At 71.6% G+C, this 13,094-nt stretch carries 14 protein-coding genes; 6 read left to right on the plus strand and 8 right to left on the minus strand.

The window, feature by feature from the left end; translation table 11 throughout:
* The first annotated feature begins 140 nt into the window (after positions 1-140).
* A complete protein-coding gene (locus ABN273_RS11760; protein WP_349448744.1) occupies positions 141-725 on the plus strand; it encodes an ArsR/SmtB family transcription factor in 585 nt (194 codons plus the stop codon).
* Positions 722-2,023, plus strand: coding sequence for an MFS transporter (locus ABN273_RS11765; RefSeq protein ID WP_349448745.1), 1,302 nt, complete (start codon positions 722-724; stop codon positions 2,021-2,023). Before ABN273_RS11760 ends, ABN273_RS11765 begins: the two co-directional genes overlap by 4 nt.
* On the opposite strand, the gene ABN273_RS11770 is transcribed toward ABN273_RS11765, so the two are convergent.
* The 4 genes from ABN273_RS11770 to ABN273_RS11785 form a co-directional block, all read right to left on the minus strand.
* Positions 2,013-2,225 carry a hydantoinase B/oxoprolinase family protein gene (locus tag ABN273_RS11770; RefSeq protein WP_349449004.1) on the minus strand — a complete coding sequence of 71 codons (213 nt, stop codon included), beginning with the start codon at positions 2,223-2,225 and terminating at the stop codon, positions 2,013-2,015. The two genes, ABN273_RS11765 and ABN273_RS11770, sit on opposite strands and share 11 nt — an antisense overlap.
* A gap of 425 nt (positions 2,226-2,650) precedes the next feature.
* On the minus strand, positions 2,651-3,406 hold the full coding sequence (locus tag ABN273_RS11775) for an ATP-binding cassette domain-containing protein (RefSeq protein ID WP_349448746.1): 756 nt from the start codon (positions 3,404-3,406) through the stop codon (positions 2,651-2,653).
* Entirely contained in the window at positions 3,403-4,434 is a 1,032-nt protein-coding gene (locus ABN273_RS11780; RefSeq protein WP_349448747.1) for an ABC transporter permease, read from the minus strand. Before ABN273_RS11780 ends, ABN273_RS11775 begins: the two co-directional genes overlap by 4 nt.
* Entirely contained in the window at positions 4,431-5,414 is a 984-nt protein-coding gene (locus ABN273_RS11785; RefSeq protein WP_349448748.1) for a sugar ABC transporter substrate-binding protein, read from the minus strand. The genes ABN273_RS11780 and ABN273_RS11785 overlap by 4 nt, the downstream gene beginning before the upstream one ends.
* Before the next feature lie 117 nt (positions 5,415-5,531).
* On the opposite strand from ABN273_RS11785, the gene ABN273_RS11790 reads away from it, so the two are divergent.
* Complete coding sequence (locus tag ABN273_RS11790) at positions 5,532-6,167, plus strand: TetR/AcrR family transcriptional regulator (protein WP_349448749.1); 636 nt, start codon at positions 5,532-5,534, stop codon at positions 6,165-6,167.
* Between the two features lie 3 nt (positions 6,168-6,170).
* On the opposite strand, the gene ABN273_RS11795 is transcribed toward ABN273_RS11790, so the two are convergent.
* Both ABN273_RS11795 and ABN273_RS11800 read right to left on the minus strand, forming a co-directional pair.
* Positions 6,171-7,031 carry an HpcH/HpaI aldolase/citrate lyase family protein gene (locus ABN273_RS11795; RefSeq protein ID WP_349448750.1) on the minus strand — a complete coding sequence of 287 codons (861 nt, stop codon included), beginning with the start codon at positions 7,029-7,031 and terminating at the stop codon, positions 6,171-6,173.
* Positions 7,028-8,215, minus strand: a complete 1,188-nt coding sequence (locus ABN273_RS11800) for a CaiB/BaiF CoA transferase family protein (protein ID WP_349448751.1) — start codon at positions 8,213-8,215, stop codon at positions 7,028-7,030. The genes ABN273_RS11795 and ABN273_RS11800 overlap by 4 nt, the downstream gene beginning before the upstream one ends.
* 68 nt (positions 8,216-8,283) lie before the next feature.
* On the opposite strand from ABN273_RS11800, the gene ABN273_RS11805 reads away from it, so the two are divergent.
* On the plus strand, positions 8,284-8,937 hold the full coding sequence (locus ABN273_RS11805) for a GntR family transcriptional regulator (RefSeq protein ID WP_349448752.1): 654 nt from the start codon (positions 8,284-8,286) through the stop codon (positions 8,935-8,937).
* Between the two features lie 92 nt (positions 8,938-9,029).
* Positions 9,030-9,740 carry an HAD family hydrolase gene (locus ABN273_RS11810; RefSeq protein WP_349448753.1) on the plus strand — a complete coding sequence of 237 codons (711 nt, stop codon included), beginning with the start codon at positions 9,030-9,032 and terminating at the stop codon, positions 9,738-9,740.
* Between the two features lie 17 nt (positions 9,741-9,757).
* Here ABN273_RS11810 and ABN273_RS11815 read toward each other — a convergent pair whose 3' ends face one another.
* On the minus strand, positions 9,758-10,531 hold the full coding sequence (locus ABN273_RS11815) for an inositol monophosphatase family protein (RefSeq protein ID WP_349448754.1): 774 nt from the start codon (positions 10,529-10,531) through the stop codon (positions 9,758-9,760).
* Between the two features lie 130 nt (positions 10,532-10,661).
* A complete protein-coding gene (locus ABN273_RS11820; protein ID WP_502911001.1) occupies positions 10,662-11,591 on the minus strand; it encodes an RNA polymerase sigma-70 factor in 930 nt (309 codons plus the stop codon).
* Positions 11,592-11,725: 134 nt separating this feature from the next.
* Between ABN273_RS11820 and ABN273_RS11825 the strand changes: the two genes are divergently transcribed.
* The gene (locus ABN273_RS11825; RefSeq protein ID WP_349448755.1) at positions 11,726-13,066 is read left to right on the plus strand and encodes an FAD-binding oxidoreductase; all 1,341 of its coding nucleotides are present in this window, start codon (positions 11,726-11,728) and stop codon (positions 13,064-13,066) included.
* Positions 13,067-13,094: the final 28 nt, after the last annotated feature.

Below are 13,094 nucleotides of genomic sequence, written 5' to 3' on the forward strand. Positions count from 1 at the left end.
CGGCACCCCCGAGCGCCCCCGTGTCGATCATTCTCACCGGGCCGGGCGCGGTTCGTGATCTCTTTTCGGGCGCGAAAACCGCAAACACTTCTTCGCGAAGAACTCTTTGCGAAGAAGTGTTTGTGGTTTACCTTCGAAGCATGACTCGATCCCATGAGAGCGTGGTCGTCCTCGACGCCAAGGGCCTGCGGGCCCTCGCCCACCCCCTCCGGGTGCAGCTCGTGGACCTGCTGCGCAAGCACGGCCCGTCCACCGCCACCCGGCTGGCCGAGCGCCTGGGGGTCAACTCGGGGACCGCCAGCTACCACCTGCGCAGGCTGGGTGCCGCCGGGTTCGTCGAGGAGGACACCGAGCGGGGCAACGCGCGGGAGCGGTGGTGGCGCTCGGTCCACCGGGGGACGCGTCTCACGGACGAGGACGGGCTGGCCGAGCGCGAGCCCGAGGCGGTGCTGGCCTACATGCAGTCCGTCGCCGCCCTCTACAACCTACGCGTCCAGCAGGCGCTCAACGAGCTGCAGACCATGCCGAAGCCGTGGCGGCGCGTGCTCGACCTCAGCTCCTACGCGTTCCGCCTCACCCTGGAGGAGGCGGAAAAGCTGCGGGAGGACCTGATCGAGGTCGTCGAACGCTACCGGCGTGACGGTGAGGAGGCGCCGCCGGACGCGGTCCGGGTCTACCTGATACCGCAGGTGCTGCCCGAACTGGACGATCCGGAGGAGTCGTGACGGAGCCGCGCCGGTCCTTACGGCCGCTGGCCGGGGTGCTCGCGGCCATGACCGTGTCGATGACCGCGACCCGCGTGTCGGCCATCGCGCTGCCCTGGTTCGTGCTGACGAGCACCGGGAGCGCCGCGTTGACGGGGGTGGTGGCGTTCGCGGAGATGGCCCCGTACGTGCTGGTCAAGGCGCTGACCGGGCCACTCGTCGACCGGGCGGGGCCGCGCCGGATCTCATGGGTCTGCGACGTCGTGAGCGCCTGCGCCGCCGCCGCGGTGGTCCTGCTGCACGCGGCTCATCTGCTGCCACTGGGCGCGCTCATCACACTGGTCGCGTTGATCGGCGCGGCCCGCGGGCCCGGAGACCTGGCCAAGGAGATCATGGTCCCGGAGGCGGCCGAGCGCGGGCGGGTGCCGCTGGAGCGGGCCACCGGGCTGATGGGCGTGACGGAGCGGCTGGCCTCGACGGTGGGTCCCGGGCTGGGCGGCGCGATGGTGGCGCTGCTCGGCCCGCTGGCCAGCCTGGTCATCAGCGCGGTCTGTTTCGCGCTCGGTTCGGTGGTCGTGGCCGCGGCGCTGCCGCGCGGCATGGGGCACCGCGCACCCGGATCGGGTGAGCAGCAGGAGGGGTACTGGCGGCGGTTCGGCCAGGGCTTCGCGTTCCTGCGCGGCGAGCCGCTGCTGCTCGCGATCATCGTGATGGTCGGCGTCACGAACCTGCTGGACGCGGCCTTCAGCCAGGTGCTCGCGCCCGTATGGGCGAAGGAGTCCGGCCACGGCCCCGCCGTCCTCGGGCTGAACAGCAGCGTGATGGGGCTGACCGCGATCGGGGGCAGCCTGGTGGCCGCCGTGATCGCGCACCGGATGCGGCGCAGGCCGGTGTTCTTCGTGGCGTTCCTGTTCGCCGGGCCACCGCACTTCCTCATCCTGGCCACGGATGTGCCGGTGTGGGGGCTGGTGTCCGTGTTCGCGGTGTGCGGGTTCGCCAGCGGTTTCCTGAACCCGATCCTGGGCGCGATCTCGTACGAGCGGGTGCCCCGCCATCTCCTGGGCCGGGTGAACGCCCTGCAGAGCTCGCTGGCCTGGGCCGGCATCCCGCTGGGCGGGCTGCTGGGCGGAGCCGCCGTGACGGCGGTGGGCCTGGTGCCCGTGCTGCTGGTGTCCGGGGTCGCCTACGCGCTCACCACGAGCCTGACCGGGCTGCGTCGCGAATGGCGGGAGATGGATCGGCTGCGGGGGCAGGGGCCTGCAGCCGTACCGGCGCCGGAGGAGAGCACCGGTACGGTGGGTGGCCGGCTCAGCGGGTGATCACGCCCTGGGTCAGGTCGGCGGCCGTGGCCGTGTGGGAGCGGCGCTCGGCGGGGCCGTAGCCGCCGCCACCGCCCGACTCGCAGCGCAGCACGTCCCCCGCCGTGACCGGCAGCGCGTTCACCTTGAGCATCTCGCGCGCGTCCGGGGTGCCCGGGTTGAGGGTGACGCGCGGCGGCGCGCCCGGCTCGCCGCCCGCCAGCGCCGGGGTGACCGGTGAGGTCGTGCCGCCTCGTCACCGCTACGCTGGCCACGAGGTCTCCGGTGTTCGTTCTTCTTGGTCGTTGAACCAACTACCGGAGACTTCTTCATTTCACGATCATCGACGCACCCAACACGTCGTGATCTTTTGAAACACGACCGAGAGCGCTCCCCATGCCGCGGCCCTGTGCACGCCGCAATGACGGGCCGCACCCTCTGTGCGGCCCGCCCTGCGGCCCAGGCGTAATAAGGGCCCCGGGGGCACTGCCGCGAGCGTGTAGATCAAGGCTCGATCCACCGCCGCGGCGCCCGCCTGCTGATCATCGTGGTCACGTGAACCCCTCGGATGAAAGTCACGCCGAGGGTTTTGTGCCTTTTTGTTCCTCCAGGCCACCGCCCGAAATGGTCAAATTCCCGGCAAGCGGTTCACTCCCGCTTCAGTTCGTGCGCCAGCTCCTCCAGCTCCGCCCCGCCGGCCATGAGCGCGGTCAGCTCCTGCGGGGTGATGTCCGCCTTGCCGTACTCGCCCAGACCGGCACCCCGGTTGAGCAGCAGGAACCGGTCCCCCACCGGGTAGGCGTGGTGGGGGTTGTGGGTGATGAAGACGACGCCGAGCCCGCGGTCGCGGGCCCTGGCGATGTAGCGCAGCACGACTCCGGCCTGCTTGACGCCGAGCGCCGAGGTGGGCTCGTCCAGGATGAGGACGCGGGCGCCGAAGTGGACGGCCCTGGCGATGGCCACCGACTGCCGCTCGCCGCCGGACAGCGTGCCGACCGGCTGGTCCACGTCGCGGATGTCGATGCCCATGGCCCGCAGCTCCTCCCGAGCCACGCGACGCGCCTTGGCCACGTCGAAGGCCAGGCCCTTCTTCGGCTCGGAGCCGAGGAAGAAGTTGCGCCACACCGACATGAGCGGGATCATCGCCAGGTCCTGGTAGACGGTGGCGATGCCGCGGTCGAGCGCGTCGCGGGGGCTGGCGAAGCGCACCTCCTGCCCGTCCACCAGGAGCGTGCCCGCGTCGTGCTGGTGCACCCCGGCGAGGATCTTGATGAGCGTGGACTTGCCCGCGCCGTTGTCGCCGAGCACACAGGTGACCTCGCCGGCCCGCACGCCCATCGACACGTCGCGCAGCGCCAGCACCGAGCCGAACGTCTTGCCGATGCCCCTGGTCTCGAGGATCAATGCCGCACCTCCTCGGCGTATCGCCTGACCAGGCGGTTGGCCAGCGTCGCCAGCAGCAGCATCGCGCCCAGGAAGAACTTGAACCAGTCGGCGTCCCAGCCCAGGAACACGATGCCCTTGTCGGCCATGCCGAAGATGACCGCGCCGATGGCCGCCCCGATGGCGGAGCCGTACCCGCCGGTGAGCAGGCAGCCGCCGATGACGGCGGCGATGATGTAGATGAACTCCTGCCCGATGCCGATGTTGGCCTGCACGGACGTGTACCGCAGCGCGAGGATCGAGCCGACCAGCCAGGCGGCGAACGCCGTGGTCATGAACAGCGCGATCTTCGTGCGGGCGGCGGGCACGCCGACCGCGCGGGCGGCCTGCTCGTTGCCGCCCACCGCGAAGATCCAGTTTCCGGCCGTGGAGCGCATGAGCACCCAGGTGGCGCCGGCGGTGACCAGGATCCACCACAGGATCGCCACCCGGAAGGAGGTCCCGCCGATCTCCACGGTCCCCGCGAAGATCGCGTTCGCGCCCTCGAAGCCCGGGGCCCGGCGCAGGCCGCTGACCTGCACGGTCCCGGTGATGGCCTTGGTGACGCCGAGATTGACGCCCTGGAGCATGAGGAACGTGCCCAGCGTGACGATGAAGCTGGGCAGCTTGGTCCTGGTGACGATCAGGCCGTTGGCGAACCCGACGCCCAGCGCCACGACCAGCCCGACAAGCATGGCCGGCCACACGCTGAACCCGAAGCGGGTGGCCAGCGTGACGAGGATCAGCCCGCTCGTACCGGTCAGCACGCCCGCCGACAGGTCGAACTCGCCGCCGATCATCAGCAGCGCGACCGCGACCGCCATGATGCCGAGCGTGGCGGCCGGGTCGAGCCAGTTCGCGATGCCGGCCGGCGACCGGAACACCGGCGACTGGGCGGCGAAGAACACGAACACCACGACCAGGCCGACCACCGCGCCCAGCTCGGGCCTGATCAGCAGGCGGCGGGCCAGGCCGACGTCGGCGACCCGCTCGTCGGCCGTGATCGTCATCGCGTGCCCGCCTCGGCCAGCTTGGCCACCTGGTCGGCGTTGTCCTTGGTCACGAAGCCCGGCCCGGTGTTGACGGGCAGCCCGCCGCCGACGGTGTTGAGGTTGTTCTTGTACAGGTTGAGGAACGTGATCGGCAGGTAGCCCTGCAGGTACTGCTGCTGGTCCACGGCGAACAGGACCTCACCGTCCTTGATCGCGGACACCACGTCGCCCGACAGGTCGAACGTGGCCAGCTTCGCCTGCGACCCTGAGTCCTTGACGGCGTCCCTGGCGGCGACCGCGACGGCGGGGTTGAGCGCGAGCACGCCGTTGACCTGCTTGTCCGACTGGAGCTTGGCGGTGACCTTGGAGGTGACGTCGGCCAGGTTGCTCACGTCCACCTGCAACCGCTCGACCGTGCCGCCCAGCGTCTGCTCGGCGCCCTTGCAGCGCTGGTCGAGGCCGACGTTGCCGGCCTCGTGGATGACGCACAGCAGCCTGGTGACGCCGGCCGCCTTGAGCTGCTCGCCCGCGCCGCGCCCGGCCACGTCCTCCGACTGGCCGACGTGCGTGATGGCGCCGAACGCCTTGGAGGAGTCGGCGCCCGAGTTGATGGTGATGACCGGGATCTTCGCCGCGACGGCCTTGCCGATGGCCTCCTTCAGCGCGTCGGGGTTGGCCATGGAGACCACGATGCCGTCTGCCTTCTCCGAGACGGCCTGGTCGATGAGCTGCGACTGCTTGGCCGGGTCGCCGTCGCCCTGGTAGGTGACCTGCACGCCGTACTGCTTGCCCGCGGCCTCGGCACCGTTCTTGACCACGTCCCAGAAGGAGTCGCCGGGGGCTCCGTGGGTGATGACGGCGTAGCTCGCGCTCGCCGTGGCCGCGCCGGCGGCGGCGGAGCTCGCGGGTGCGCTCTGCGCGCTCTGCCCTCCCGAGGAGGAGCAGCCGGCGACGGTGAGCGCGCCCAGCAGGGCCAGCACGATCGGGGTACGTCTCATAGGACACCTCCAAGACCAACAGGCTCGCCCCGGTTGTATCCCAATATCATCTCTATGTATAGACATGCTGACTTATCACCAGTAGAACGGAATCATACGTTCCCTATACTGTGAGGTATGACGAGCGCACCCATGAGTGGCCGCAAGGCACAGGCGGCCCGCAACGACGAGTTGATCCTGCAGGCGGCGCGGGCGGTCTTCACCGCCGATCCCGGCGCGCCCATCGCCGCCGTGGCCGAGAAGGCGGGCGTCGGGATCAGCGCACTCTACCGCCGCTACCCCAGCAAGGAGGCGCTGCTGCAGAAGCTCTGCGGCGACGGACTCAAGCTCTACATCGAGATCACCGAGCGGGCGCTGGCCGAGGAGGGCGATGCGTGGGAAGCGTTCGCCGGATACCTGCGCGGCATCGTGGACGGCGACACGCACTCGCTGACGATCAATCTGGCGGGCACGTTCACGCCGACGGAGGAGCTCGGCCGCGACGCCGCCAGGGCCTCGGCCCTGGCCACCGCGATCCACCGCCGGGCGGTGGGGGCGGGCGTGCTCCGGCCCGACGTGACGGTCGTGGACATCGCCCTGCTGTTCGAGCAGATGGCCTCGATCAAGCTGGGCGACGAGGAGCGCACCGCGCAACTGCGCCACCGTTACCTGGCGCTCGTGATGGACTCGCTGCGGGTGCCGCCGGCCCATCGGGAGCTGCCGGGTCCCCCTCCGGTGGACGAGGAGCTGTCGGCGCGCTGGCACCCGTCCTAGTCCTCACCGCCGGTCCTCCGGAGGCGGGTCGGCGAGGTGGTGGGCGAGGGCCAGCGTGCGGCGGGCTCTGGCGACGATGGGGGCGTCCACGAAACGGCCGTCGGGCAGGGCGACCGCGCCGGCACCTGACCGCTCGGCCTGCTCGGCCGCCTCGACGATCTCGGCCGCGCTGGCCGCCTCCTCCTCGGAGGGGCGGAACGCGCGCCTGATCACGGGGATCTGCCGCGGGTGGATCGCGGTCCTGCCGAACAGGCCGAGCGCGCGGCCCGCGAGGCAGGAGGCGAGGAGCCCGGCCTCGTCCTTGACGTTCGGGTAGACGGACATGGGTACCGGCGGCCGGCCCGCCGCGGCGGCGGCGAGGATCACCTGGAGCCTGAGGTGGTCCATGGCCCGCTCGTCGGTGACGGCCAGCTCGGCGGCGAGGTCCTGCTCGCCGAGCGCGACACCGGCGGCCTTCGGGTGTGCCGCGATCTCCCGGGCCGCGACGATCCCGGCCGCCGACTCCAGCAGCGCGTACGCGGGAGCGCCGGCGATCGCGTCGAGCACGGCGGCCGACTCGACCTTGGGCAGCCGCACGGCGTCGGCGAGGTCCCCGACGGCCTCGAGGTCGGCCTGCCCGCGCTCGGTCGCCAGGTCGTTGACCCGCACGTGCACGCCGACGCCGCTCTCCGGGCGGGCGCGCAGGTAGGCGGCGGCGTTGGCACGGGCCTCATCCTTGCGGGCGGGCGCGACCGCGTCCTCCAGGTCGATGATGACCACGTCCGCCCCGGAGGCGACGGCCTTGTCGAAGCGCTCGGGCCGGTCGCCGGGCACGTACAGCCAGGTGACGGGCCAGGTGAGGGGCCAGGCGAGGGGTGCGTTCATGCGATCACCCCGGCCTCGCGCAGGGCGGCGATCCGCTCGCCGGAGTAGTCGAGCTCGCCGAGCACCTCGTCGGTGTCATGCCCGAGCGACCGCCCCGGCCAGCGGATCTCGCCGGGCGTGTCCGACAGGCGGAAGAGCACGTTCTGCATGGCGAGCGAGCCGAGCTCCTCGTCGGGCACCTCCACGAACGTCCCGAGCGCCGCGTACTGCGGGTCCTCGGCGAGGTCGCTGACGTCGTAGATGGGCGCGACGGCGGCCTGCACCTCCTCGAAGCGCGCGATGACCTCCTCGGCGTCCCGCTCGGCGATCCAGGTGGCGACGGCCTCGTCCAGCTCGTCCACGTGCTGCACGCGCCCGTGCCCGCTGGCGAACCACGGCTGCGCCACCAGGTCGGGCCGTCCCACCAGGGTGACCACCCGCTCGGCGATGGGCTGGGCGCTGGTGGAGACGGCCAGCCACCGCCCGTCGCGGGTCCGGTACGTGTTGCGCGGCGCGTTGCTGCTGGACCGGTTGCCGGTCCGCCGCGGCACGACCCCGAGCGCCTTGTACGCGCTCATCTGCGGCCCGAGCAGGCCCAGGATGGGCTCGATGATCGCCAGGTCGATGACCTGCCCGCGCCCGGTCTGCTCACGGGCGCGCAGAGCCACCATGATCGCGTACGACATGGCGAGCCCCGCGATGCCGTCGGCCAGGGCCAGCGGCGGCAGCGTGGGCGGCCCCTCGGGCTGGCCGGTCATGGCCGCGAACCCGCTCATGGCCTCGGCCAGCGTCCCGAACCCCGGCCGCTTGGCCATCGGCCCGAACTGCCCGAACCCGGTCATCCTCGCCACGATCAGCCGCGGGTTGAGCTTGAGCAGATCTTCGGGGGCCAGGTTCCATCGCTCCAGGGTGCCCGGGCGGAAGTTCTCGATCAGCACATCGGAGCGTCCGGCCAGGTGGCGCAGGATCTCCTGGCCCTCGGCGTGCGACAGGTCCACGGCCGCGGTGCGCTTGTTGCGCGAGAGCGTCTTCCACCACAGGCCCACCCCGTCCACGGAAGCGCCGTGCCCGCGCGAGGGGTCGCCGCGCCGGGGGTGCTCGATTTTGATCACGTCGGCGCCGAAGTCGCCCAGCATCATCGCGGCGGAGGGACCGGCGAACAGGGTCGCCGCGTCGATGACCCGCAGGTCGGCGAGGCTTGTCATGGGTATGTAACTTATAAGAAATATGTCATAGGTCAACCAGATGACCGATCTGCGAGACACTTGGGGACATGTCGCCCACGGAGCCGCGGCCGCCCATGAGCAAGGCCGACTACGTCTACAGCGTGCTGCTCGAGGAGATCCGTACCGCGCGGATCCCGGGCGGCACTGCGGTGCGCGCCGGGGAGGTGGCCCGCCGGCTGGGCGTCTCGGTGACGCCCGTGCGCGAGGCGCTGCGCAGGCTGGAGAAGGACCGGCTGATCAGCTACGAGGCGCATCACGGCGCGACCGTGGTGGACCTGGGCGACGAGGCCCTGGCCGAGTACTACGGCCTGCGCGCGGTGGTCGAGGGGCTGGGCGCGCGCCTGGCTGCGGAGAAGATCACCCCTGAGGAGCTGGCCGGGCTGCGCGACCTGCACGCCTCGATGGCCGACGACGCCGCGCACGGCAGGTACGACCGGCTCGGGGAGCAGAGCGCGCGCTTCCACCTGCGCATCGTGGACATCGGCGGCCCCGCGTTCCTGGGCGCGCACGCAAGGGCGGTGCGCAACAGCTTCCCCGTGCCCGCCGAGGCGTCGCTGTGGCTGGCCGAGACGCAGGTCAAGGCCCAGCTCGAAGCGCACGAGGGCATCCTGGCCGCTCTGGAGTCCGGCGACGCCGCCACCGCGGAACGCATCATGATCGAGCACGTGCGCCGCGCCGGGGAGCACCGCAAAGAGCACTGACCGCATGCGTACGTTCACGGAGATGACGGCGCTGGAGGTGGACCGCTTCGTCCTAGGATGAGGGGATGTCCCTTCCACCTCGGAGCCTCGCTGTGACCGCGACCGGAACGGCCCTGCCGGGCATCAAGGGTGTGCTGTTCGACCTGGACGGCACGCTGTTCGACCATCGGGGCGCCGCCGACGCCGCGATCGTCGCCTGGGTGTCGGCGCACTCGCCAGGCCATCCGCGGCTGGCCGAGGTCGCCCTGCTGTGGGCCGGGCTCGAAGGACCTTACCTGGCGATGTGGCAGGCGGGCGAGTGCTCGGTGGAGGAGCAGCGCCGGCGGCGTCTGCGCGCGCTGTGCCAGGAGCTGGCCGTGCCGGAGCCCGGCGATCTGGACGCGGCCTACGCCGACTTCGCCGAACGCTACCGGCAGCAGTGGACGGCCTTCCACGACGCGGCGCGGGCGGTGGCGGAGCTGGCCGGGCTCGCGCTCGGGGTGCTGACCAACGGGGCGCAGCGGATGCAGGAGGCGAAGGTCCGCGCGATCGGGCTGGCCGGCCGGGTCGGGCCGGTGCTGACGGGCGAGGTGCTGGGCGGCCACTTCAAGCCGTCGCCCGCCGCCTACACGGGCGCCGCGGCGGCGCTCGGGCTGGCGCCGGAAGAGGTGCTGCTGGTGGGCGACGACGTGGGCAACGACGTGACGGGGCCAGCGGCGACCGGGATGCGGTCGGTCTGGCTCGACCGGCTCGGCGTCGAGCCGCCACCCGCCGGGTTCCCGCGCATCACCTCTCTGGCCGAGCTGGCGCCGCTCATCCGCTGACCACACGAACCGCCCGGCTACCTGGGCGCCACCTCGGCCAGCGCCGAGTGGTCCAGGTCGAACCCGCCCACATACGCCAGATAGTCGCCCTTGGCCAGCGGGTCGCCCAGGTACACGCCGCCCGCCTGGCGCACCAGCAACGCCCCCGCCGCCACGTCCCAGGGGTTGGCTTTGGTGCCGTACGCGGCGTCCGACCAGCCGGCGGCCACGTATGCGAGCTTGAGCGCGGCGCTGCCGGGCCGGCGCACGGCGGAGAACGACTTCAGGAACCGCCCGTAACGCCGCAGCGCCGCGTCCATGTCCAGCTCCATGTCGAGGGCCGTCGGATAGCTCGTCAGCAGCATCGCCTCCCGGTCGGTCGAGGCTCCCACGCTCCGCAGTGGCGCGCCGTTGCACCAGGCGCCCTCGGTTGAGGCGCTGAACTCGTCCTCGCGCACCGGGTCGTACACCACGCCCGCCACCAGCTCCCCGCGCACGGCGGCGGCGACGGACACGCAGAAGAACGGCAGCCCGGTGGCGAAGTTCGCGGTGCCGTCGATGGGGTCGACGTACCAGACGAGGTCGCCGGAGCCGGTGGAGCCGCCCTCCTCGCCGACGATCGCGCTCTCGGGCAGATGGGAGGTGATGACCGCGCGGATGATCTCCTCGGCGGCGTGGTCGTGCTCGGTCACGGGGTCGTGGAAGTCGAGTTTGGTGGCCACGTCGGGCCGGGATCTGAACGCCTTGCGCAGCCGCGGCCCGACGGCTCTGGCCGCCTCGACGGCGATGCCGAGCAGGTTTGTCACGTCCATGTCTTCTCCAGCGCGGGGTCCAGCGGGGCGTAAAGTCATCAGGACCCTGTATGCCCACTCCACGCCCGCGCACCAGCCGCCGCCTTCCCCGGACCCCGTCGCCGTCCGCCCCCGAGGCACCGTCCCGGGCTCAGCGGCGCAGGGCGGTCTCCCGCTCCATGTGCGAGAGCTTCTCGGGGTTGCGTACGGCGTAGAGCCCGGTGATGAGGCCGTCGTCGACGCGCACCGCCACGACGGAGTCGAGCTCACCGTCGAGCCGGACGATCAGCGCCGGGTAGCCGTTGACCTGTGCCGGCAGCAGCGACGCCACGTCGGCGATCCTGCCCAGCACCTCGGCCACCCGGTCGGCGCCCAGGACGGGCTCCAGCGCGGCCCGCTTGATCCCGCCACCGTCGGCCAGCAGGACGACATCCGGCGCGAGGACGTCGAGCAAACGTTGCAGATCGCCGGTTTCGACCGCCCGCTGGAACGCCGTGAGCACGTCTCGGGACTCGGCCGGGGAGACGACTTCGCGTGGCCGGCGGGCGGCGACGTGCGCCCGTGCCCGGTGGGCGATCTGGCGGACCGCGGCCGGGCTCTTGTCGACCGCTTCGGCGATCTCGTCGTAGTCCAGGTCGAACACCTCACGCAGGACGAACACCGCGCGCTCGGTCGGCGCGAGAGTCTCCAGCACCAGCAGCATGGCCATCGAGACGCTGTCGGCCAGCTCGACGTCCTCGGCCACGTCGGGCGCGGTCAGCAGCGGCTCGGGCAACCAGGGGCCGACGTAGGACTCCTTGCGCCGGCCGAGCGTACGCAGCCGGCCCAGCGCCTCCCGGGTGACGATCCGGACCAGGTACGCACGCTGGTCCCGCACGGTGCCGAGATCGACGCCCACCCACCGCAGCCAGGCCTCCTGCAGGACGTCCTCGGCGTCGGCGGCCGAGCCGAGCATCTCGTAGGCGACGGTGAACAGCAGGTTGCGGTGGGCGACGAAAGCCTCGGTGGCGGAGTGCACGCGGTCGTCCCGGCCCATGCCCCCGCCGCGATCTCCGGGCGTGGTCTGCGACGTACCGGCCATGGGCGACTCCACTTCGCTCTCGACTGTGTCACCCACCAGACGCCGGACCGTGCCGTTTTGTGACACCCACGATCGGTGGCGCACGTCACATCACCGCCCTGTCACAAGGATCGGGCCGTCGGCATCTTGTGGTCATGAGTTCAGCGCTTGAAACCCTTCGCCGTGACTTCGGCGGCGACATCATCGAACCGGAAGCGGCGGAGTACGCATCGACCAGCCGCTCGGTATTGGCCTCGGGCAGTCCGGCCTGTGTTCTGCGGCCCAAAAGCGCCGGGGACGTGCAGGCGGGTGTCAGATTCGCGGCCCGCGCAGGGCTTGTGCTGTCCGTGCGAGGCGGCGGCCATGCCTTCGCGGGCTTCGGCACCAACGACGGCGGCGTCGTGATCGACCTCAGCCTGCTCGCGAACGTCGAGATCATCGACAAGGAACGTCACCTCGTGCGGATCGGCGGCGGCGCCACCTGGGGGCAGGTCGCGGCCGCCCTGGCCCCGCACGGCCTGGCGATCTCCTCGGGCGACACCAAGAGCGTCGGCGTCGGTGGGCTGACCTTGACCGGCGGCATCGGCTGGAAGGTCAGGAAGTACGGCCTGGCCCTGGACAACGTGGTCGCCGCAGAGGTGGTCACGGCCGGCGGAGAGGTCGTGCGTGCGGACGCGGAGCAGAACCCGGAGCTGTTCTGGGCCATCCGCGGTGGCGGCGGCAATTTCGGGATCGTGACCGCCTTCGAGTTCGCGGCGCACCCGACGACAGACGTCTTCTACGGCAAGATCACCTTCCCGGCCCCGGAGGCGGCCACCGTGCTCCAGGGATGGGCGGACCACCTCCGCACCGCCCCCGAGGAGCTCACCTCCATCGCGTACTTCGCCAATCCGTTCGCCGGCGGACCCGAGGCGCCGGTCGAGATCCAGGTCGCCTTCGACGGCGACGACCCGCAGCTCGCGGCCGAGGCGATCGACCCGATCCGCCGCCTCGGCACGGTGATCGCCGACGACGTCGCGCTGAAGCCCTATGCGGACACGCTCGTGGACGGCGCCGCCCCGCCGCCCGGCATCCAGCTGGTCACCCGCAGCGCATTCGTCCACAAGGAATCGGTGCCGGCGGTCCTTCGGATCCTCGCCGAGGCCGGGGCGTCGGCGGGGGCGCCGTTCATAGCCGTTCGCAGCGTCGGCGGTGCGGTGTCCCGGGTCCCCGGCGACGCCACCGCCTACGCGCATCGCCGAGCGGAGCTGATGTTCGTGACGACCACCGTGGGCCCGCCGCCGGTCGTGGAGGCCGCCCGTCCAGCTCTGGAAGCGATCTGGCGAAGACTGGCGCCGCACGTCAACGGCGCCTACGCGAACTTCCTCGCTTCCGCCACCGCGGAGGACGTCGCCGCGATCTATCCGGCGGAGACCTATGAGCGGCTCGCGGCGATCAAGCGTCGGTACGACCCCGGCAATCTGTTCGCCCGCAACCACAACGTCCGGCCTCGGTAGTCCTTGCGGCGCCCGGATCATTTGTCAG

The sequence above is a fragment of the Nonomuraea sp. B19D2 genome (assembly GCF_040137845.1).
Classification (GTDB): Bacteria; Actinomycetota; Actinomycetes; order Streptosporangiales; family Streptosporangiaceae; genus Nonomuraea.